This is a genomic window from Rhizobium sp. BK377 (assembly GCF_014193935.1).
Taxonomy (GTDB): Bacteria; Pseudomonadota; Alphaproteobacteria; order Rhizobiales; family Rhizobiaceae; genus Rhizobium.
This window is the reverse complement of sequence record NZ_JACIAC010000007.1, coordinates 139,526-161,043: the sequence shown is the minus strand read 5'-3', so window position 1 is coordinate 161,043 and position 21,518 is coordinate 139,526. Positions and strand designations below refer to the sequence as shown.

21 protein-coding genes are annotated in these 21,518 nt (G+C 60.1%); 14 read left to right on the top strand and 7 right to left on the bottom strand.

Features of this window, described 5'->3' with window-relative positions:
• The first annotated feature begins 27 nt into the window (after positions 1-27).
• Positions 28-1,062 (top strand): LacI family DNA-binding transcriptional regulator, encoded by a 1,035-nt coding sequence (locus FHT92_RS24510; RefSeq protein ID WP_183830179.1) that lies wholly within the window; start codon positions 28-30, stop codon positions 1,060-1,062.
• Here the strand turns inward: FHT92_RS24510 and FHT92_RS24505 are convergent.
• Together FHT92_RS24505 and FHT92_RS24500 are read right to left on the bottom strand one after the other, a co-directional pair.
• Positions 1,050-2,003 carry an alpha/beta hydrolase gene (locus tag FHT92_RS24505; protein ID WP_183830176.1) on the bottom strand — a complete coding sequence of 318 codons (954 nt, stop codon included), beginning with the start codon at positions 2,001-2,003 and terminating at the stop codon, positions 1,050-1,052. The genes FHT92_RS24510 and FHT92_RS24505 overlap by 13 nt on opposite strands.
• Before the next feature lie 9 nt (positions 2,004-2,012).
• Positions 2,013-3,161 carry a Gfo/Idh/MocA family protein gene (locus FHT92_RS24500; protein WP_183830173.1) on the bottom strand — a complete coding sequence of 383 codons (1,149 nt, stop codon included), beginning with the start codon at positions 3,159-3,161 and terminating at the stop codon, positions 2,013-2,015.
• A gap of 169 nt (positions 3,162-3,330) precedes the next feature.
• Here FHT92_RS24500 and FHT92_RS24495 point away from each other — a divergent pair, with 169 nt between their 5' ends.
• From FHT92_RS24495 to FHT92_RS24465, 7 genes are all read left to right on the top strand, one after another.
• Positions 3,331-4,152: a sugar phosphate isomerase/epimerase gene (locus FHT92_RS24495; RefSeq protein WP_183830170.1), complete on the top strand. Its 822-nt coding sequence runs from the start codon at positions 3,331-3,333 to the stop codon at positions 4,150-4,152.
• Positions 4,153-4,162: 10 nt separating this feature from the next.
• Positions 4,163-5,239 carry a Gfo/Idh/MocA family protein gene (locus FHT92_RS24490; RefSeq protein ID WP_183830167.1) on the top strand — a complete coding sequence of 359 codons (1,077 nt, stop codon included), beginning with the start codon at positions 4,163-4,165 and terminating at the stop codon, positions 5,237-5,239.
• Complete coding sequence (locus tag FHT92_RS24485; protein WP_183830165.1) at positions 5,239-6,060, top strand: sugar phosphate isomerase/epimerase; 822 nt, start codon at positions 5,239-5,241, stop codon at positions 6,058-6,060. Before FHT92_RS24490 ends, FHT92_RS24485 begins: the two co-directional genes overlap by 1 nt.
• Complete coding sequence (locus tag FHT92_RS24480) at positions 6,057-6,890, top strand: alpha/beta fold hydrolase (RefSeq protein WP_183830162.1); 834 nt, start codon at positions 6,057-6,059, stop codon at positions 6,888-6,890. The genes FHT92_RS24485 and FHT92_RS24480 overlap by 4 nt, the downstream gene beginning before the upstream one ends.
• Positions 6,887-7,609 (top strand): ribulose-phosphate 3-epimerase, encoded by a 723-nt coding sequence (locus tag FHT92_RS24475; protein WP_183830159.1) that lies wholly within the window; start codon positions 6,887-6,889, stop codon positions 7,607-7,609. The genes FHT92_RS24480 and FHT92_RS24475 overlap by 4 nt, the downstream gene beginning before the upstream one ends.
• Positions 7,606-8,550 carry an ROK family protein gene (locus tag FHT92_RS24470; protein ID WP_183830156.1) on the top strand — a complete coding sequence of 315 codons (945 nt, stop codon included), beginning with the start codon at positions 7,606-7,608 and terminating at the stop codon, positions 8,548-8,550. The genes FHT92_RS24475 and FHT92_RS24470 overlap by 4 nt, the downstream gene beginning before the upstream one ends.
• Before the next feature lie 92 nt (positions 8,551-8,642).
• The gene (locus FHT92_RS24465; protein WP_409527173.1) at positions 8,643-8,822 is read left to right on the top strand and encodes a hypothetical protein; all 180 of its coding nucleotides are present in this window, start codon (positions 8,643-8,645) and stop codon (positions 8,820-8,822) included.
• Here the strand turns inward: FHT92_RS24465 and FHT92_RS24460 are convergent.
• The 5 genes from FHT92_RS24460 to FHT92_RS24440 all read right to left on the bottom strand — a co-directional run bounded on the left by FHT92_RS24460 (position 8,819) and on the right by FHT92_RS24440 (position 14,548).
• Positions 8,819-9,679 carry an ABC transporter ATP-binding protein gene (locus FHT92_RS24460; protein WP_183830153.1) on the bottom strand — a complete coding sequence of 287 codons (861 nt, stop codon included), beginning with the start codon at positions 9,677-9,679 and terminating at the stop codon, positions 8,819-8,821. The two genes, FHT92_RS24465 and FHT92_RS24460, sit on opposite strands and share 4 nt — an antisense overlap.
• The gene (locus tag FHT92_RS24455; RefSeq protein ID WP_183830150.1) at positions 9,676-10,710 is read right to left on the bottom strand and encodes an ABC transporter ATP-binding protein; all 1,035 of its coding nucleotides are present in this window, start codon (positions 10,708-10,710) and stop codon (positions 9,676-9,678) included. The genes FHT92_RS24460 and FHT92_RS24455 overlap by 4 nt, the downstream gene beginning before the upstream one ends.
• Positions 10,711-10,714: 4 nt before the next feature.
• Positions 10,715-11,572 (bottom strand): ABC transporter permease, encoded by an 858-nt coding sequence (locus FHT92_RS24450; protein ID WP_183830147.1) that lies wholly within the window; start codon positions 11,570-11,572, stop codon positions 10,715-10,717.
• A 5-nt stretch (positions 11,573-11,577) separates the two neighbouring features.
• Positions 11,578-12,582: an ABC transporter permease gene (locus FHT92_RS24445; RefSeq protein ID WP_183830144.1), complete on the bottom strand. Its 1,005-nt coding sequence runs from the start codon at positions 12,580-12,582 to the stop codon at positions 11,578-11,580.
• Positions 12,583-12,646: 64 nt separating this feature from the next.
• Positions 12,647-14,548, bottom strand: a complete 1,902-nt coding sequence (locus FHT92_RS24440; protein WP_183830140.1) for an ABC transporter substrate-binding protein — start codon at positions 14,546-14,548, stop codon at positions 12,647-12,649.
• Between the two features lie 376 nt (positions 14,549-14,924).
• Between FHT92_RS24440 and FHT92_RS24435 the strand changes: the two genes are divergently transcribed.
• The 6 genes from FHT92_RS24435 (at position 14,925) to FHT92_RS24410 (ending at position 21,494) form a co-directional block, all read left to right on the top strand.
• Positions 14,925-16,529, top strand: a complete 1,605-nt coding sequence (locus FHT92_RS24435) for a GH39 family glycosyl hydrolase (protein ID WP_183830137.1) — start codon at positions 14,925-14,927, stop codon at positions 16,527-16,529.
• Positions 16,530-16,786: 257 nt separating this feature from the next.
• Entirely contained in the window at positions 16,787-17,671 is an 885-nt protein-coding gene (locus tag FHT92_RS24430) for a dihydrodipicolinate synthase family protein (RefSeq protein WP_183830135.1), read from the top strand.
• Between the two features lie 23 nt (positions 17,672-17,694).
• A complete protein-coding gene (locus FHT92_RS24425; protein ID WP_183830132.1) occupies positions 17,695-18,354 on the top strand; it encodes a GntR family transcriptional regulator in 660 nt (219 codons plus the stop codon).
• A 49-nt stretch (positions 18,355-18,403) separates the two neighbouring features.
• Complete coding sequence (locus FHT92_RS24420) at positions 18,404-19,735, top strand: ABC transporter substrate-binding protein (RefSeq protein ID WP_183830129.1); 1,332 nt, start codon at positions 18,404-18,406, stop codon at positions 19,733-19,735.
• Positions 19,735-20,673, top strand: coding sequence for a carbohydrate ABC transporter permease (locus FHT92_RS24415; protein WP_183749188.1), 939 nt, complete (start codon positions 19,735-19,737; stop codon positions 20,671-20,673). The genes FHT92_RS24420 and FHT92_RS24415 overlap by 1 nt, the downstream gene beginning before the upstream one ends.
• Positions 20,673-21,494 carry a carbohydrate ABC transporter permease gene (locus FHT92_RS24410; RefSeq protein WP_183749187.1) on the top strand — a complete coding sequence of 274 codons (822 nt, stop codon included), beginning with the start codon at positions 20,673-20,675 and terminating at the stop codon, positions 21,492-21,494. The genes FHT92_RS24415 and FHT92_RS24410 overlap by 1 nt, the downstream gene beginning before the upstream one ends.
• The last annotated feature ends 24 nt before the right edge of the window (positions 21,495-21,518 follow it).

Sequence of the window (21,518 nt, the reverse complement as noted above, 5' to 3'; positions counted from 1 at the left end):
CTTGGCGCAGTGCAACCAGAATCGCCAGTGAACAAGATGACGATCAAAACCATGGACGATTTCGCCCGCTCCTGTGGCGTTTCTCGTCCAACGCTTTCCAGGTATTTCGATAACCCGAGCAGCGTAAAGCCGGGAACGCGCAAACGCATTGAGGACGCTCTCTCGGCATCGGACTACCGGCCGAACCTGTATGCCCGCAACCTTAATCGCAAAAGGACACGGAATATTGGCATTCTCGTGCCTGTCATCACAGATCCATTCTATGCCGAAATGATCAACCGGCTGGAATTGCTCGTGCGTGGTGAAGGTTACTGGCCAATCGTCATTTCGTCTCACGGCTTGCCGGATCTCGAAGCCGAGGCTGTGAACACACTTCTGTCCTTGAAGGCTGCCGGTGCAATCATCGCGCCTCTTGGTCTCTCTTCCGAGCCAGGGATCTTTGAAAAACTCCGGGAGAGCATTCCCATTGTCTACTTCGATACGTTCATCGAAGGCGACACGCCCTTCATTGGCAACAACAACGCCCGAAGCGTTGCGACGATTGTCGACTATCTTTGCCGATCGGGCGAGCCGCCTGCATATTTCGACATTCCGCATGTCAATCACAATTCCGGGGAGCGGCTGGCAAGCTATATCGCCACGATCAAGTCGCTCGGTTTCGAACCGGTCGTGTTTGGCGCCACTGAGAATTATGGCTGGGATTTCGAACGTATGGGATACGAGCAGACCGACGCAATGATCGCGGCCGGAACGCTCCCGGGCAGGACGATTCTCTGCGCAAACGATCGCCTCGCCTTCGGCGCAATGGCAGCCGCCCACTCGCGCGGCCTTCGCGTCGGCCGCCGAAGCGACAGCGATCTTCGCATCGCCGCCCATGACGACCACCCTCTCAGCCGCTATACCTGCCCGCCATTGACGACAATGGCGCAAGACTTCAGCGCCATGGCGCGCGGTAGCGTCGACACATTGCTGTCGATGCTCGATGAAGACAATGACGCCACAAAGGTTGTCGCGCGAAAAATCATCCTCGACGGTACATTGGTGATGCGTCAGTCGGCGTGATCGACGAGGCTGCGCCATCCGGCAACCGCCTCTTCCACCGCTTGCCGCGCCGCCGGAATATGCCGCCCCATGGAAACGAAGCCATGGATCTGGTCCTGCCAATGCCGCAGGACGACAGGGACACCCGCCTCGGCAAGCCGGCGGGCATAGGCTTCACCTTCGTCTGCAAGGATATCATGGCCTGCAATCGCAACGAAGGCCGGTGGCACGCCCGCGACATTTCCGACACGCAGGGGTGAGACGCGCCAGTCACCGATATCGGCCGCATCGCGGACGTAGTGATCCCGGAACCAGCGCATCGTTGAGGTCGTCAAACCGTATCCTTCTGAAAACCTCACATAGCTGTCGGCCGTCTGTCCGGCATCGGTATTGGGATAGAGCAGAAGTTGCGCCGAGATTTTCTGGGCAACGCCATCCCGCGAGAGAAGCGACAGGACAGCAGCCAGATTGCCGCCGGCACTGTCGCCCGCGACGGCAATGCGATCTCGGTCGATACCGAGCGCGCTTGCCTGCTCCACCATATAGGCAAGAGCCGATACGCAATCCTCCAAACCCGCCGGGAACTTGTGCTCGGGGGCCAGCCGATAGTCAGGACAAAATACCGCACAGGCGCCGATATTTGCAAACCACCGGCAGATCTCGTCATGGGATTCAAGCGTGCCGACGACCCAGCCGCCACCGTGAAGGTAAAGAAGTGCCGGCGCATCCGCGTCTGGCGCACCCACGCCTCGATAGATCCTGACCGAGATCGGGCCGCCCGTCCCTACAATTGTTCTGTCCTCGATCGCCCCGACCGGCTCGCGATCGCCCTGCAATGTCGGACAACCCGCGTCATAGGCGGCGCGCGCCTCGTTTACCGTCCCGCGCTCAAAGGGTGGCTGATTTGCGGCGCGACCGAGCGCCAGGACATGCGCGGCGCCGGCATCCAATCGATCGTTCATCGTTTCACCTCAAGCAAGCAGGCTGCGGGCTTCGTCTTCGCCGAGCAGCGGCGGTTGTGCGACTGTACCCGCAATCACAACCGCGCTCCTGGCCTCACTGGATGCCAAGGTCGCCTCCATGATCTCGAGAACATGAAGGGCCAAATCGCCGGAGGCGCGCGGCGCCCTGCCCTCGCCAAGCGCGCGGATGAGATCGGCAACGCCCAGCATGCGATAATTGGCGCGGTCGGGAGCGCTATATGGCCAGTTCAAAGCGCCATACAACTCGCCTTCGCTTTCGAAATTCTTCCATTCGGCACCACGCTCGGAAAGCGAGACCGTTCCGCCGAACGTATCGGGATCTGGCAAGCGCAACGAACCTTCCGTACCGTGCAGCTCGATCGGATGATTGGAGTGCCGGAAGACGTCCCACGACGTGCCGAAATTCACCGTTGCGCCCGATTGAAACTCGAGAAGCGAGAGCACGTTGGTCGGCGTGCCCACTTTGAACCTCGTGTTCTTGAAGGGGCCGTCGGCCGTGATCAGCCGTTCTTCCTGGCCTTTCGTCGCCATTGCCATGACGCTTTTCACCGGCCCGAGCAGATTGACCAGCATCGTCAGATAATAGGGACCCATGTCGAACATCGGCCCGCCACCGGGCTGATAATAGAATTGCGGATTGGGATGCCAATGTTCCATGCCGCGGCCGAACATGAAGGCGGTGCCGCTGACCGGGCGACCGATCGCACCTGCATCCATCAGGCCTCGTGCGCGCCGACCGGCCGCTCCGAGGAATGTATCGGGAGCCGAACCCAACAGAAGACCGCGACGTCTGGCTTCAGCCACCAGCTTGCGGCCCTCGGCGGCCGACGTCGCAAGCGGCTTTTCGGTGAAGACGTGCTTGCCCGCAGAAAGTGCCGACATCGTCACGTCGAAATGAACGGCCGGGATCGTGAGGTTCAGGACAAGGCCGACTTCGGGGTCTGCCAAGAGCGCGTCGACCTCCATCGCCCGGATGCCATATTCCTTCGCCCTCAGCGCCGAGATGTCGGATGAGATGTCGGCACAGGCCCTCAATTCGACTCCGGCAAACAGGGCAGCATTACGAAGGTAGGTCATCGAGATATTGCCGCAGCCGATAACGCCGATGCCCAGCCTCGTTCCCGGATATGCTTTCATGAATTGGCCTCCCCACCAATTTCAGACGTTTCGCCCATCATCGATGGGGATCGCTGCCGCGACAATCGCTATAGACCATATTATTTCTTGACGCGCGATAAATTTTTATAAACCATGCGGAAAATCCATCGGATGTCATCGAACGCCTGAGAGCATCAAGGAATGAGGCATGAGTATCAGAGAGCTGAAAGTCGGCTGCCAGACATTCACCTGGGAAATGCTCGGGAAAAACTGGAATGGCGGCCCGGACGATCTGCTGGAAGCAATTGCAAAGGGCGGCTATGCGGGCATCGAGATCACCGACACGATGATCGGTCAATACGCAGACCGTTCCGACGATTTCGCCGCAAGCCTGAAGAAACATGGCCTGACGCTCGTGTCTTTCGCGATGGGCTCGAAAAGCGGCTTTACTGTCAGGCAAGAGATCGACAACGACCTCGGAACCACACAGCGCTGGATCGATTTCGCGGCCGCCTTTCCCGGCGCCCTCGTTTCGATCGGCTCGGCGACGGTTGTCTCGGAAGGACCGCGGGAAGCGAAATTCGAAATCGCTTCGGAATTCTACAATCGGGCCGGCGAACTGGGCAAGGCATCGGGCGTGGATATCGCTGTGCATCCAAGCTCGCACCACAATACGCTGCTGTTCGACCGTGCCGATTATGACCGGATCTTTTCGCTTATCGACAAGAACCTCGTCGGCTGGGTGCCCGATACCGGCCATATCCTGCGCGGCCATGGGGATATTCTCGATACGCTGCGAACCTATCAGGACCGCATCCGATATCTGCACCTCAAGGACGTCGATGCGAACGGCAAATGGGCCATGCTTGGCAAGGGGGTCTGCGATACGCCCGCCGTGATCGACATCGTCGCCGCTGCGCCGCGCTTCAATGGCTGGCTGGTCCTGGAAGAGGAATCAGACACGGCCGCCGCCAATCCCGTGGCAGCCGTCCGGGCGAACCGTGAAACGATGCGCCGCTACGGCGCCTGAGGGAGAAGTCATGATCCGTAAGGAAGACCGCCGGCTGCGTGTGGGCGTGCTCGGCTGCGGCCCGATCGCACAGTTCGCCCATCTCGAATCCTGCGTGAAAGCCAGGAATGCCGACCTCTACGCCATCTGCGATGCAGCACCCGACTTGCTTGCGCGCATGGGTGCGACGTACGAACCACAGAAGATGTACGCCGATTATGACGAGATGCTCGCCGATCCCGAGCTCGAAGCCGTCATCATCGCCACATCAGACGCCTATCACGTGCCGATGTCGATCAAGGCGCTCGATGCTGGAAAGCATGTGCTCTGCGAGAAGCCCACTGGTGTTACGATCGAGGAAGGCCGGGCGCTCGCCGACGCCGTGAAGCGCTCCGGCAAAGTGCTGCAGGTCGGTCACATGAAGCGTTTCGACCCGGCGCTGGAGGCTGCCCGGGATTTTGTCCGTGACGATATCGGCGAGATCTTCGCGCTGAAAGCATGGTACTGCGACTCCACCCACCGCTACACCAATACCGATGCGGTCCAGCCGCTGCCGATCACCAGCAAATTCGCGAGGAAACCCTCCGGAAATCCCAAGGCTGACCTACGCCAGTATTTCATGCTGGCGCATGGCTCGCATCTCGTCGATACCGCCCGTTTTCTGTGTGGTGGGATCGTCGCGGTGCGAGCCCGCCTTCTCGAGCGTGCCGGCGCCTATTGCTGGTTCGTGGAAACCGAATTCGCCAATGGCGCGCTCGGCCATCTCGATCTGACGGTCGCGGTCCGCATGGACTGGCATGAGGGCTTCCAGCTCTATGGCGAAAACGGTTCGGTGATCGCCAAGACCTTCAATCCCTGGTACCTCAGAGCGAGCGAAGTCGAGATCTTCCACGAAAAGGACGCGACGACCCGAAAACCTCTAGGAGCCGACGGGCACTTCTTCCGCCGGCAGCTGGAAGGGCTCGCCGATACCGTGCTGAACGGCGCGCCGATGCGCGGCGCCGATATAGAGGACGGGATCGCCTCCATCCGCGCCATGGTCGCCATCGCCCGCTCGGTAGAAACGGGTGAACGCGTCGAACTCGCAACCGTCACGGGATCGGTCTGATGCAGCTTGGCATCTTTGCAAAGACCTTCCCCGGCACCGATCCCCGGCAAGTCCTCTCGGCCGTGCGTGACTGCGGATTTGCGACGACGCAGTTCAATCTCGCCTGCGTCGGCCTGCCGTCGATGCCGGATGAAGTGGCGCCGGAAACGATTGGCGCGATCCAGGCGGCATCTGAAGAGACCGGCGTTTCGCTCGCGGCACTTTCAGGCACCTATAACATGGCCCATCCGGACAAATCCGTGCGGGAAAGGGGGCTCAAACAGCTTGGCGTGGTGATCGAAACGGCTGCGGCCTTGCAGATTCCGCTGGTGACGCTTTGCACCGGCAGCCGGCATGCCCAAGACCAATGGATGCATCATCCCGACAATAGGCTTCCGTCCGCCTGGGCCGATATGGCGGCCGAAATGGAAAAGGCGCTGGAACTTGCCGAGCGGCACGGGATCGATCTCGGCATCGAGCCGGAACAGGCAAACATCGTCACCTCCGCCGCCGATGCGGTGCGACTGATCGAAGAGATGGGTTCGAGGCGCCTGCGCATCGTGCTCGATCCGGCAAACCTCTTCGAGCAGGCGACGCCGGCCGAAGTGTCCGACATCATCGACAGGGCGATCGATATCTCGGCCGGGTATGTGACGATGGCCCATGCGAAGGATCGCTATGCCGATGGCCGCTTTGCGACGGCAGGTCAGGGTATCGTCGATTTCCCCGCCTTCATCGACGGCCTGCGCGCGACCGGTTTCAATGGTGCGCTCGTCACGCACGGTCTTGCGGCAGAAGAAGCACCCGCCGTCGCCAGATTTCTTTCGGATCTGATCCGATGAAGGTGCAGATCACCCTCAGGCGAGATGATGCCGACCTGTCCGTCCACGACTGCGGGACAGGCCAAGCCTTGCTCTTTCAACACGGGCTCGGAGGCAATGAGGCGCAGGTCGCGCAGGTTCTCCCCAAGGGGCTCGACTGGCGGCGGATCACGACCGAGTGCCGCGGGCATGGAAGCTCGACGCTCGGAACGCGACGCCCCTTCTCCATTGCGATGTTTGCAGCCGACGTCTTGGCCGCAGCAGACGAAAAGGGAATAGACCGGTTCATCGCCGGCGGCGTCTCGATGGGCGCAGCCATCGCGCTGCATCTGGCCAAAACGTATCCCGAGCGCGTCATGGGTCTCATTCTGGTGCGACCGGCCTGGTGGTTTACCCGGGCCCCAGACAATCTCGCGCCGATCCGCGAGATCGCGGCATTGCTTCGATCTCATTCGCCTGGCGACGGCCAGAGAATTTTTGCCAGGTCGGCGACGGCGGGACGTCTGCGGATGGAAGCGCCAGACAATCTCGCCTCTCTGCTTGGCTATTTCGAACGCCCGGATGCGCGAGCTTTCGCCGACGTCCTCTGCGACATCGCCTCGGATGGCACCGGCGTTTCGCAAGAAGACGCGGCAAAGCTTGCTATTCCGACCCTCGTCCTCGGCAACCGGCGGGATGCCATTCACCCTCTCGCCGTTGCACGGTTGACGGCTGACGCGCTTCCAAATGCGCATTTCCTCGAAGTGCCGGCAAAGGCAGCGGATGCCGAAGCGCATTTCGCCGCAGTCCGAACGGTGATCCAGCAATTCCTCACCACAGAATTCAAAGATCGGAGCGTCGCTCAACCATGACATCGAACTCTCTCTCGGGCGGCGCCATCGCCGCATTGCCCCGGCATAGGCTACTCGGCGAGTTTTCACTCTGGTCCGCAGATCTTGCCAATATGGAGCGCGACCTTCGCCGCATCGAATCCTTTGTCGATCTCCACCATATCGACGTAGCCGACGCACGCTTCACGCCCGGCTTCCTGTTCTTTCCCGATTTCGTCGCCCGCATCGCCAAGCTGACGGCAAAACCGATCCATGTGCACCTGATGGTCGAGGCCGAGATCGTCGAGGAGCAGACACGCCAGTTCATCGAGGCAGGCGCCGATCTCATCAGTGTTCATGCCGAGAATGGGGAAGCCGGCTTGCGTGCGGTGGCACTCGCAAAAGAGCTTGGGGCCGAAGCCGGTGTCGTTCTGCGACTGGAAACTCCGGTCGCCGCGGCAGAACCGTTCCTCACTGAGGTCGCCTTCTTCACGCTGCTCGGGACCTCAATCGGCGTCAAGGGACAAAGCCTTTCGGACAAAGCCTGCGACCGTTTGCGCGAAGCGCGCTCGCTGATGAAGCGCGCCGGACGCGAAAAAGAGATCGTCCTTGCAGCGGATGGCGGCATCCGCGAACAGACCGTTCCGCTGTTGCGGGCAGCAGGTGCCGAGACGGTCGTGCTCGGATCACTGGCGTTTGGCGACATGGATCTGCCGGGTCGCATCGCCTGGCTGCGTGCTCTGGAGGCCGAGCCGCAATGAGCAGAATTGCGCTCGCATTCGATCTGGGTGGAACGGAGTTGCGCGCCGCACTGGTTGGCGATGGCGGCAATTTACTGGCGTTCGCATCCGCTCCGACGCGCGCCAGGGATGGACCGGTTGCAGTCATCGAGCAGATCACGATGCTTGCAGAGGAAACCTGTTCGGAACTTCCCGACGCCAGGCCGCTCGGTATCGGCGTCGGAGCGCCCGGCCCGCTTGATCCGGCCGCAGGCATCCTGACTGCACCGCCGACACTCTCGGGCTGGCGTGAAGTACCCCTCGCGCGCCTTCTTGAAGATCGCTTGAACCTGCCTGTCCGGTTGGAGAACGATGCGAACGCCGCCGCTCTCGGCGAATGGCGTTTCGGCGCCGGGCGCGGCACGGCCTCGCTTGTGTTCGTCACCGTGTCCACCGGCATTGGCGGTGGGGTGATCGCCGATGGCCGGATCGTGCACGGTCGTCGTGGGCTCGCAGGTGAAATCGGCCATATGACTATCACCGGCGAGAGTGAACGATGCCTTTGCGGGGCGGTGGGCTGCTTCGAGGCGGTGGCATCGGGCACGGCACTTGGCCGTCGTGCGACAGCACTGACAAAACCGGGTGACGGTTCAGTGCTACGGGCGCTGTCACATGACGGCGACGTGACGGGCCAACACGTTGTCGAGGCTGCGCGCGGGGGTGACGAAGCAGCCCTTGCGCTGATTGACAGGGAGGCCCGCTGGCTGGGCATCGGCTTTACCAATCTGCTCCACCTCTACTCGCCGGATATGATCGTCATGGGCGGTGGAATTTCCCACGGCTACGATCTTCTTCGCGAACGGATCGAGGCCACCATTCAGGAGCGCGCGATGCCCGCTTACCGCGATGTGCCGGTCGTGCCGGCGCAACTCGGAAGGCATGCCGGTTTGATCGGCGCCGCAAGCCTGGTCCTTCTCAAATGAGGTTCCGAAATCTGACCGCCGCCCCACTGCAGGATGATGGCCGAGTGCTGAGTTGGATTTGTATAAGCAGTAGCCTTCGATGAAGACAGCTGATGTATTCGCGTGGGTGGGAATCCAACGACGAACCGCAGGGCGAAGCTTGCATGACGGCAATCGAAGAGGCGGATCGACTTTTGATTTCCGCCGGTACCGTCGCCGAGGCCCTCCTCGTAGCCTCACGACGCAATGTCGGCGAAGAAGTAGAGCCCCTCAGCCGAGTGGAACAGAGCTAGACACCGGAAGACATACGGTCGCGCTGACGCGCGTATAGGATCGCTGATGCTCGCTTTGGATCCGGGGGCAGCACGGCATTTTTCAAGGCGAACGAATAGTCGTGCTGCGGATTGTCCAGCACGGCACGGGCGTCTCCGCTTTCGACGACCACGCCCTTGCGCATGATGATGACACGGTCGGCGATGTAATAGGCGGTCGCAAGATCATGAGTGATGTAGATGATCGATACCTTCAACGTGTCGCGCAATTCGCGGAAGAGATTGACGATCGACATGCGCAGCGACGCATCCACCATGGAAACCGGCTCGTCTGCGACGATAAGCTTCGGTTCGGGAATGAGCGCGCGTGCCACCGCAATGCGCTGGAGCTGGCCACCGGACAATTCGTGCGAATAACGTCCTCGAACCTCCGCAATGGAAAGGCCGACCCGCTGCAGCGCCCCATCTGCCAAGGCCTCCCGTTCGGGGCGGCTCCTCGCACCCTTGAAGCGATGCGCCGTGGCATACAGATACTCGTCGATTCGCGTCAGCGGATTGAAGGCTTCGAAGGGATTCTGGAAAACCGGCTGAACTCTGGTCATGAAGGCTTCGCGGGCGCTGCGGCTGCTGATATCGCCAATGTCGGCGCCGTCGAAGCGGATGGTGCCGCGGTCTGCGGCTTCGCTGCCGAGGATCATCTTGGCGAGCGTGGATTTGCCGGAGCCGGATTCGCCTACGATCGTGAAAATCTCTGGCCTGTCAGCCGCAAGCGCAAAGCTCACGTCATCGACCGCCGTCATTCTGGCGCGTGAAAAGAACCCGCCGATCGGAAAGAACTTGCTGACATTTTCAAGCTGGAGAAGCTGTTCGCCACTCATTGGATCTTGTACTCCCCTGCCCTGAAACAGGCCACACGCCCGCCGGTCGCGCTCGGCTCCATGACAGGAACCTCCTTCGAGCACCTGTCGATCGCAATCGGACACCGTGGATGGAAGCGACATCCCGACGGCGGGTTCGAAAGCGCCGGAGGCTTGCCCTGCAAGCTCTTCCGCGTCCGGGTATCGCCGATGCGCGGCAGGCTGCCGATCAGGTGAGCCGTATAGGGATGTTGCGGATTGTCGAAGATCGCCTGCGTCGGCCCTTCTTCGGCGAGGCGGCCGGCATACATGATCGCTAGGCGATCAGTGATCGCGGCGTGGACAGACATATCGTGGGTGACGAAGATGACTGAAGCTTGCATACGCGTCTGCACTTCCTTGATCAACGCCAGAACATCCTGCTGCACCAAAACGTCGAGCGCCGTCGTCGGTTCGTCGGCGATGATGAATTCCGGTTCGCACACGGTGGCAAGCGCAATGGTCAGCCGCTGGCGCATACCGCCGGAGAGCTGGTGCGGAAAGGCTTCAAGGACATGCGGATCGAGATGCAGGCGGGCAAGATGCGCCTCGACCCGCTGGCGGAAAGCAGCTTGATCCAGATCCATATGGCGGAAGGCGAAATCGTTGAAAGCGTGTTTCACCCGCCGGACCGGGTTTAGCACGTTCATCGAGCCCTGCATGATGTAGGAGAGATGCCGCCAGCGCGCAGCCCGCATCTTTTGCGGTTCGCCATAGACGTCGATCGGCTTGCCATCGAAATTGAAATTGACCGTGCCGCCGACGACCCTCATCGGCGGGCGAATGGCTCCGGCAAGCGTCTTGATGAGCGAGGTCTTGCCGCTCGAGGATTCTCCGGCAATGCCGTAGATTTCGTTCTTGCGTACCGTCAGGCTGATATCGTCGACGGCCCTGATCTCGCGCCGGACGCCGAAATAATCGTTGACGTAGTAGCATTTGAGCCCGTCGATCGTCAGCGCATCCCGGGAGTTTTCGACGAGGGTCAAAGGTGCTTGCCTCAAAGAATTCTGCATCGTCTCAGGCTCCCATCCGTGCCAGGCGCGAGCGCGGGTCGATATATTCATTGACCGACATGGAAAGCATGAAAAGGCCGAGGAAGAGGATGACCACGAAGAGCATCGGGAAGGCCACCCACCACCAGATGCCGGCAACCATGGCCGAATGTGCATTGGCCCAGTGGATCATGCCACCGATCGTCGGCCGGTTAATGTCGGAAAAACCGAGAATGGAGAGCGTCACCTCCAGGCCGATCGCCCAGATAAGATTGTTCATCGTCGTGAAGAAGACGATCGGCATGACATAGGGAAGATGTTCGCGAATGAGGATCTGCGACGTGCGCATGCCCGAAAAGACGGCGTGCCGGGTAAACTCCCGTTGCCGAAGCGATAGCGCAACGGAGCGGATGAGCCGGCTGTCATGGGTCCAACCGAGCAGGGCTGCGACGACCGCCAGCATCGACCATGTCATCTGGTCACGCAGGACAAAGACCAGAAGAAGCAGGATCGGGATGTTTGGCAGCGCGCCCAGCGTATCGTTGACGCCCATGATGATCTGGTCGGTGCGGCCGCCGATGTAGCCGGAAACGAGGCCGACGACGAGCGCGATGAGGCGGCTGACGACGGCGACAATGATGCCGAAGATGAGCGTATTGCGCAGCGACGCGCCGATCTGCCAGAAGACATCCTGGCCGCGCGAGGTCGTGCCGAACCAGAATTCGGCCGATGGCGGCATGTCGGGGATCACGACATAGATGGCGGTCTCGTCATAAGGCGAGAAGAAGGAAGAGACGATCAACCCGGCAATGATCAGGATCAGGATCGTCCCGAGCAGGAATTCGCGGTTGTAACGAAGCAGGTCTCGGAGGATCTTGAACATCGCGATTATCCCAGTTTCACGCGCGGATCGATCAGCGGATAGATGATATCGATCACGAAGACGGCCGCAGCAACAGCAATGATGGCGATGGTCGTGACACCCAGGACCAGGCTGTAATCGCCGGAATAGATACCCGAGATCAGCAGCTTGCCGATGCCCGGATAGTTGAAGACGAACTCGACGATGACGGCACCGCCGAAGACATTGCCGAGGCTGAGCGCGAGACCCGTAACCTGCGGCAGCATGGCGTTGCGGGCCACATAATACGAAAAGATGCTGCTCGAGCGCACGCCGCCGAGCTCGGCATAAACCACATGGTCGTCAGTGATGATGTTGGAGACGAGCGAACGCATGGAGATGAACCAGCCGCCGATGCCGACGAGCACCAGCGTCAGCGCCGGCAGAATGCCATGTTCGATTACCGAACTGATGAAAACCCAGCTCAAGGCAGGCGCAAGATTGACCTGCGCGCCGCCACTAATCGGCAGGATCGGCCAGACGAAACCAAAGAGAATGACGAGGCTGAGGCCGATAATGTAGGTGGGGATCGGCTGCAAAGCCATGATGACGATGCCGGCAAGCTTGAGCAGCCGGCTGTTGCGGAAATAGCCGGCAAGCGCACCGAGCAGGTTGCCGATGATCCACGAAATGATCGTAGCAAGCGTCAGAAGGCCGACGGTCCACGGCAAGGCGCGTCCAATGACGGTCATGACCGGTGTCGGGAAAGAGGACAGCGACGGACCGAAATCGCCGGTCAGCACCCGTCCCCAGAATGTGAAATACTGACCGATAAGCGGGCCGCCGGTCCCATAGAGCTCCCGCAGCGACTGTCGCAGAATTTCGACCGATTGTGGATCGGTCGAGCCGAAACTCGTCAAAAGCGATACGGTCTGCTCCACCGGGTCGACCGGCGAGAAATGCGCGATCAGGAATGCGAGCGTGATGCCGGTGACGACCACGAAAAGGAACTGCAGGAAACGTTTGCCCGCATAGATCAGAAAACCGTTCATGGCATCCATCCTTCTGTAGCAGAAGGGGAGCGGCCGGCAATCAGCCACTCCCACGTCGACGCGATCAGTTCTTCGGAGCGTCCGGATTGGCCTTCAGGCCGGTCACCATGTAACGAATGTTCGACCAGTTCGGACCCGAGGCGGAATAGGGGTTTTCAGCGCTCGGATAGTTCGTCCAGTAGGTCGTGTCGAACGGTGCGAACTTGTTATAGGCCATCAGCGGGATCATCGGCATCTCTTCGACCGCGAGCTTTAAGAAATCCTGACCGACCTTGGTGACGTCGGGCGAGTCGAAGGCGATCGAGCGGTTCTTCGCGATGATCTGATCGAGACGCGGATCCTGCCAGCGCTGCAGGTTGCGCGGCGGCTGGATCTGGCCGAGCGGCTTTATGAATTCCGAATGATAGCTGTCCAGGAAGAAGGACAGGTCCGGATGGCCGCCCCAGGTTTCAATACTCCAGTAGATTGCGGCTTCGTAATCGCCGGTCGAGAGGCGCTGACCGTTGGTCGGGCCGGCAACGTCGACCTTCGTGGCAATTCCGTTCTGGCTCCATTGCTGGGCAATGACCGTGCCGGCACGCGCCAATGTCGGAATGGCATCGCCCTCGACCTGCAGGCGGATCGTGAACGGCGTGCCGTCAGGCTTCAGCCATTGATTGCCGCTCTTCTTGAAACCGGCCTTTTGCAAGAGCTCGGCTGCAGCCTGAACATCCTGCTTCCACCAGCCGAAGCCGAAGGTCCGCTGCAGCTGTTTCGGATCGGTCGGGATCTGGTCGCCCCACTGACCACGCACCATGGTGGCGATCTGGGCGGAGATGTTAGGATCGTAGGGCTTGATCTTGCGGCTGCCGGTATCGAGCTCGAAATTGGTGAGCCAGTCCTGCATCGGTGCGTAATAATCGTCCGGCGCCGAGCCCGTCGGCGGCGTGGCGAGAGCAGCCAGATTGGCGGCACCGCGATAGGAGCCGAGAGCCACGGCGCGGATATCGATCATCAATGCCAGCGCCCAGCGCACATCCTTGTTGTCGAAGGGCGGCTTTTTGTTGTTGAGCAGCACGGATGGCAGGGTCGGATCGGGATGGGCGAAGGGAAAGCCCTTCAGCCAGGAGGCAACGCTCTTGCTGTCGCGCATCATCGCAAACATGCCCTCGGGTGCCATGTCGTTGATCACGTCGAGATTATGATTGCGCTGCTCTATGACGCGGGCTTCGGGATTGCCGGCGGCGCGATAGACGACATATTTGACCTGCGGCGGCTCCTTGGCGGCCATGCCGATCGACGTCCGTTGCCAGTCGTCGCGCAGTTTCCAGATGGTCCAGTTGCCAGCCTTGTCATAGCTCTGCAGCACATAGGCGCTGAGCGAGACCGGCGGATTATTCTTGAATGCCAGAGGGTCGCCCGCCTTTTCGAAAACGTGCTTCGGCATGATCCAGGCAGCATTCCAGCGCACGGTAAACACGGTGTGGAAGCGCGAATTCGGCTTCTTGAGATGGAAGATCACCGTCTGCGGATCGGGATTTTCCACGCTGGCAACGTTGACGGAAAAGGGCGCGCTCCAGGACATGCCGGGATGGTCGATCTGCGTCTTGACGGTATAGGCCACGTCATCGCTGGTGAATTCGACACCGTCACTCCAATAGATGCCCTTGCGCAGCTTCACGGTCATTTGCGTGAAATCGGCATTATAGGCCGGCGGCTCGGTCGCGAGCGCATTCTGCCAGGCATCCGGACCGCCCTCCGGATTGATGAACCAGAACGTATCGGTCGTCAGCTGCTGCAGGCCGTTTACATTGGCAGACCCGCCACCGCCCGGCGCCCAGACATTGAACCAGTCGGCATTCTGCTGCGGCGTGCCCTGGATGATCAGAGTTTCATTACGCGGAATACCGGCGATGAAATCCTGCGCATAAGCAGGCAGAGCGGCGAGAGACGATAAGGCAATGGCTGCAAATCTTGGGAACTTCATCGGACGCTCCTCCTTGGCCCGCAGAGGCGGGCGCTTCCCGTTATCCGTTATCGATCGCATTCCGGCGAAAGCGTCTTCATAGGGACCTGATAGTTCCTATGGCTCCTCCAGCCGACAAGCTTCGCCTCAGCATTTATCGACAATTTTTCGCGGAACGGCAACAGGTAATTTTCCAGACGCTAAAAACTCTCGGAAATTCCGGCATTTTTTGATCATCTAGTTCATCGTCTATTTTTATATTATTGACAAAATGGTCATTTCGCTTAGCTTTTTGCGGCGAGCGCGGCACCCTCCCAAGACGGCCGCAACTCATCACCATATTGGTCGGTTAGCCTTCGGGAGGAGGCAGAGGCTTGGCCGTTCAAGAGGAAAGACGATGACGAGTTCCTATGACGTGACCATCAACGTTCACGTCGGCAGGCCGACAGGCGCCTATAAACCGCTGTGGAACTGGTTCGGCTATGACGAGCCGAATTACACCTATTCCCCCCATGGCAAGAAGCTGCTGAAGGAGCTGACGGAACTCAGCCCCGTCGCTCCGCGCATTCGCACCCACAATCTGTTAACGAGCGGTGATGGTAAGCCGGCCCTGAAATGGGGCTCGACCAATGCCTATACAGAGGATGCGAACGGCAATCCCGTCTACGACTGGACGATCATCGACCAGATCTTCGACGCCTATGTCGAGGCCGGCAACATTCCGCTGATCCAGATCGGCTTCACGCCGGAGGCGCTTTCCGATTTCGACGGTCCCTACAAGCATCATTGGGAACCGGCGGATAAATACGCAACGATCACGACCGGCTGGACCGCGCCGCCGAAGGACCTGAAAAAATGGGGCGACCTCATCGAGGAGTGGGCGCGGCATCTTGCCGATCGCTACGGCGAAGACGTCGTCTCCTCCTGGCCCTGGGAAGTCTGGAACGAGCCAGACGGCCACTACTGGACCGGTACGATCCCGGAATTCTGCGCCATGTATGATGCGAGCGCACATGCCGTAAAACGAGCGTTGCCGAAAGCACGCGTCGGCGGCCCGCATACATGCGGCGGTTTCGCCAATGAGAAGGCGCAGACCTTCCTGCGCGCCTTTCTGCGCCATGTTGTCGAGAACAAGCCGCCGATCGATTTCATCGCCTTCCACGCAAAGGGCAATCCGGTCATCTTCGACGGCCATGTGCGCATGGGCCTGCACAAGCAACTGCGCGACATCGAAACCAACCTCGCCATTATCAACGAATTCCCCGAGCTTCGGCATCTGCCCGTCGTCATCGGCGAATCCGACCCGGAAGGCTGTGCGGCCTGCTCGGCCCGCGTCCACCCGCAGAACGGCTACCGCAATGGACCGCTCTACGGCGTCTATGTCGTCGAGAGCATGATCCGCACATATGAACTGTCGCGCCGCGCCAATATCGAAATCGAAGGTGCCGTGACCTGGGCCTTCCTTTTCGACGACCAGCCCTATTTCGACGGCTTCCGGGATCTTGCCACCAACGGCGTCGACAAGGCAGTGCTGAACGGCTTCCGGATGCTCGGCAAGCTGGGCGGCGAGTGGCTGGAATCCGAAAGTGACTATCGCCGCGATATCGAGGACATCATGAGCCACGGCGTTCGCGACAAGCCGGACGTCAACGTTGTTGCGACCCGCGACGACAAGGGCGTCTCTGTTCTCGTCTGGCACTATCATGACGACGACGAGGCAGGCGCCGCTGCCGAGATCAGCCTGTCGATCGACGGCTGGGGCAATCGTGCGGCTGCGCTCAAGCATTTTCGCATGGACGAGCAGCATTCCAACTCCTTCCGCATCTGGAAGGAAATGGGCAAACCGCAGGACATCAAAGGCGCCGATTACGCCAGGCTCGAAGCCTCCGGCAAGCTCGCCGAGATCGACAATGAAGCATCGATCTCCGTCAAGGACGGCAAGATCGATCTCAAGTTCTCCCTGCCGCGTCAGGGCGTGTCTCTCCTGCGCCTGGACTGGTGAGACGGCAGGCAAGAGAACGCAGCCCTCAAAGTTGCGCTCTCGGACTTCCCTCAAGCAATGGCGTGCGGCCGTCACCGGCCGCGCGACATGACCGGCATCTCCTAAAACCTTTCCCTGCAGCACTGCCGGCATGAGCAGGCTGGTCAAGCGCATTGCGCTAACAATCCGCAGCTTGCACATCGAAACATTCATCATAAAGCGGTTTACAGCCAATAACTGACATGTTAGTCATATCGTACTGACATCGAGGAGATATATTGGTGACGGGGTTTGGTTTGTCGGTCGCATTGGCGACGCCTTTTGAAAGCAGCGGCGCCATTGCCGTCGAGGTCATGATCGCCCAAGCGAAGCGCAGCCTCGATTCGGGTTGCGCCAGCGTCACGCTGTTTGGAACGACCGGCGAAGGCGCATCCATTGGCAATCAGGAACGGGAGCGGATCCTCGACGCGTTCGTCGCCGCCGGCGTTCAGCCCCGGCAGATCGTCGTCGGTGTACTCGTCGATGCGGCTGAAGACGCCGCCCAGCAGATGTCGCATGCCTTGTCGAAGGGCGTGGGCAACATCCTTCTCGCCCCGCCTTCCTATTTCAAGAATGTCAGCGATGACGGCATTTTTGCCTGGTTTGCGGACGTCTTTGCGCGCATCGGCGACACAGTGCGTGGCGTTCTGGTCTACAATATTCCTTCGGTGACGATGGTCGGATTGAGCATCGACCTGATCAGCCGGTTGCGAACGGCATTCCCCTCAATCGTCATCGGCGTCAAGGACTCCTCCGGCGACTGGCCCTACACCGAAGCCCTGCTGCGCCAGCACGGCGACCTGATCATCCTGATCGGCGACGAGCGGCATCTCGCCAAGGGTGTCCGCATGGGCGGCCAGGGCGCAATTTCCGGCATGGCCAATTTTGCGCCGCATGAAGTGCGCGCCATGGCCGTCGACGGTAATGACGACCCCCGTATCGAGAGCTTCGTCGCAGAGCTACTCAAGCACCCGGTCACACCGGCTGTGAAAGTCATGGTGTCCAAGATGACGGGCGATGATACATGGCTTGCGGTTCGCCCGCCTTTGACGTCAATCTCCGCCGACGGTCAGCGCGAGCTTGCCCTTGCCTTTGACGCACTTTTTCGCACAAAGGCAGCATAGCGGTCATGTACGAGGAGAGCCCGATGGATGGAGGTGACGAGCAGCCGACGCTGAGAGAGAAAGCTTATGAGAGCTTCACCCGGCATCTGCTTGCGCGTGACGTCCGTCCCGGGCAATTCGTGTCCCAGCGCAGGCTTGTCGAATTGACCGGCCTGACGCTCGGCGCCATTCGCGAGCTCATTCCCCGGCTTGAAGCCGAAGGCCTCATCAAGACAGTACCGCAACGCGGCCTGCAGATTGCGCATATCGACCTCAACCTCATCCGAGAAGCCTTTCAGCTTCGGCTTTTTCTCGAAAAGGAAGCCGTCGCCATCTTCACGGAGACGGCAAGCGACGAGACGATTGCGGCACTCTTGCAGCAGCATCGAGAAATCGTGGCTGCGATCGAGGGCGGCAATCTTTCCCATGAACTGGAAATCCACGCCCAGGCCGTCGACTGGGGCATGCATGACGCCTTTATCGATGCGCTGGGCAATACGATCATTTCCAATGCCTACCGCGTCAACTCCATCAAGATGCGCCTGATCAGCCAGGAGCGTTTCCGCATCGAAGGGCGCGTCGGCCCCGTCATGGGCGAGCATCTTCGCGTGCTGGAGGCGATTGAGCAAAGGGATGCGCAAGGAGCCGTCGATGCGCTTGCCGCGCATATCAATCACGCGCGAAGTCGCGCGCTGAGAATTTAGACTGACGCCTGCGGTGAGGAGATCGCGGGCCACACAAGAGGAGGAGAGCATGTCATCATCATTCATTCGTCCCACGCGGCGAAACTTCCTGGCAGGTTCCGCGGCGATCGGTGCCGCCGGCTTCTTCGGCATCAAGCCTGCTTCGGCAGCTGTCGACTGGAAGCGCTTTGCCGGAACGACGCTCGAGGTGAACCTCGTCAAGAGCCCGCGCAGCGAAACGATCCTCAAATATCTGAGCGAATTCGAAGCGCTGACGGGCATCAAAGTCAATGCCGAAGCAACACCCGAGCAGCAGCAGCGTCAGAAGACGACGATCGAACTCAGCTCCGGCAAACCAAGTTTCGATGTCGTGCACCTCAGCTACCACGTCCAGAAGCGCCAGTTTGAAAAGGGTGGCTGGCTTGCCGATATCAGCGGATTCGTGAAAGATCCTTCACTGACCGACCCGTCTCTGGTCGAGAGCGATTTTGCAGAAGCCGGCCTGCAGTTCGCCAAGGATTCGCAGGGCGTGCTGCGCTCGCTTCCCTTCTCAGTGGACTACTGGATCGTCTACTGGAACAAGGAATTGTTCGAGAAGAAGGGCCTCTCCTACCCCTCGACCTTCGACGAGATGGCCAGTGCCGCTGAAGCCCTGACGGACGCCTCCACCAATACCTACGGCTTCGTCGCGCGTGGTCTTAAGAATGCAAACGTCCCCGTCTGGACGACCCTGCTGCTCGGCTACGGCTCGACGCCCCTCGGTCCTGATGGAAAGCTGCGCACGACTTCGGATGAAGCCGTGGAAGCAGCTAAGCTCTATCAGCGGCTAATGACGAAGGCCGCGCCCGTCGGCGTTTCCGGCTTCAACTGGGCCGAAGCACAGTCTGCCTTCCTGCAGGGCAAGGTCGGTATGTGGCTCGATGGCGTCGGCTTTGCTCCGCCGATCGAGAACCCGGAAAAGTCGCGCGTGGTCGGCAAGGTCGGTTACGGCATCATGCCGAAGGGACCGAAGGCCCAGGCTGCCGCAACGACCGGCGACGGCATCGGCGTCACCGCTGCCAGCAAGAACAAGGAAGCAGCCTATCTCTTTTGCCAATGGGTCGTTTCCCACGACATGGGCGCACGCCTGCTGCAGGCAGGCGCCGGCGTTCCCTTCCGCAATTCGATCCTCGAAGATGCTAAGGTTCGCGAAGGCGTCAAGATGCCAAGCAGCTGGGTCGATGCCGTTGCGGGCTCGGCAAAGATTTCGCAGCTCGCGCTGCCGGTCATCATTCCGGTTACCGAGTTCCGCGACATCTATGGCGTCGGTCTGACCAACATGATCGGCGGCGCCGATCCGGCAGCGGAACTCAAGAGCGCCACCGCGCAGTTCGAACCGGTACTGGCCCGAAGCGAGGGATAATGGCATCCGTGAGCATGGACACCACGCGATCGAAAAGCATCGCAAATGCAAGGAGCAAGCCTGGCAGGCTTGTTCCGAACTACTGGCCCTTCGTTGCCCCGGCGTTGGTCGTCATTGCCGCGGTCATCGTGTTTCCCTGGTTATTTACGCTCTGGATGAGTGTGAACAGCTGGACTCTGGGCCAGCCGGTGGTTTTTGCAGGCCTGGACAATTACACCCGGCTGCTGGTGGACATGCGCTTCTGGGAGTCCTTGTGGCACACGGCGCTTTACACGCTGCTTGCGGTCGTCGCCCCGCTGTTTCTGGGCACGCTCGCAGCCCTGATCTTCGACGCGCAGTTTCCGTTCCGCGGATTGCTGCGCGGCGTTTTCGTCATGCCAATGATGGCGACACCCGTCGCCATCGCGCTCGTCTGGACCATGATGTTCCATCCGCAGCTTGGCGTTCTGAACTATCTGCTGTCGCTCGTGGGCATCGGACCGCAGGAGTGGATCTACAACCAGAACAGCGTCATTCCTTCGCTCGTGCTGGTGGAGACCTGGCAGTGGACGCCGCTGATCATGCTTATCGTGCTTGGCGGGCTCGCCGCCGTGCCGCGCGAACCCTATGAAAGCGCGGAGATCGACGGAGCAAACGCCTGGCAGAAATTTCGATATCTGACCCTGCCGATGATCGCGCCCTTTCTGATGATCGGCGTCATGATCAGGAGCATCGATGCGGTCAAGAGCTTCGATATCATCTATGCGATGACACAGGGCGGTCCGGGCACTGCATCAGAGACGATCAACATCTACCTCTATAATACCGCCTTTTCCTATTACGACATCGGCTACGGATCGGCGATGGCAGTCGTCTTCTTCATCATCATCGTCGCGCTTTCCTTCGTGCTGATGATGATCCGGCAGCGCGCCAACTGGTCCGACACGGAGACACGCTGATGAAACGCAAGACGATCGACCGTATCGGGCTGCTGTTCGTCGCCCTCGTCATGGTCTCCCCTGTCATCCTGTTTTTCCTCTGGATGATCTCGCTGTCGCTGAAATATGAAATCGACAATGGCGCCTATCCGCCGATCTTCATCCCCGAGCGCTTCGCCTGGTCGAATTACATGAAGGTCTTCGAGGAGAACAATTTCTTCCTCTACTTCTGGAATTCGATCCTCGTGACGGGCGGGGCGACCCTGCTTGCGCTGCTGATCGGCGTGCCTGCCGGCTACGGCATTGCGCGGCTGAAGGCGGAGCGCTCCGCCATGGTCATCATGATCGCACGCATGACGCCCGGTCTGTCCTTCCTCATCCCACTGTTCCTGCTGTTCCAGTGGCTGAACCTTCTCGGCACGCTCTGGCCGCAGATCATCATCCATCTGGTGGTGACCGTTCCGATCGTCGTCTGGATCATGATCGGCTATTTCGAAACGACGCCAATGGAGCTCGAAGAGGCTGCCAGCATCGACGGCGCGACATCCTGGCAGGTCTTCCGCCTGGTGGCGCTGCCGATCGCCAGGCCCGGCATCGTCGTGGCCTTCATTCTGTCTGTCATCTTCTCCTGGAACAACTTCGTATTCGGCATCGTACTTGCTAGCCGCGAAACCAGAACCCTGCCTGTGGCCGTCTACAACATGCTGTCGTTCGAGCAGGTCAGCTGGGGGCCGCTTGCCGCAGCCGCGCTCATCGTCACGCTGCCCGTGCTGGTGCTGACGATGTTTGCGCAAAAGCAGATCGTTGCAGGCCTGACGGCTGGCGCCGTCAAGGGCGGCTGACCGGACATTCAAAGGACTATCAAC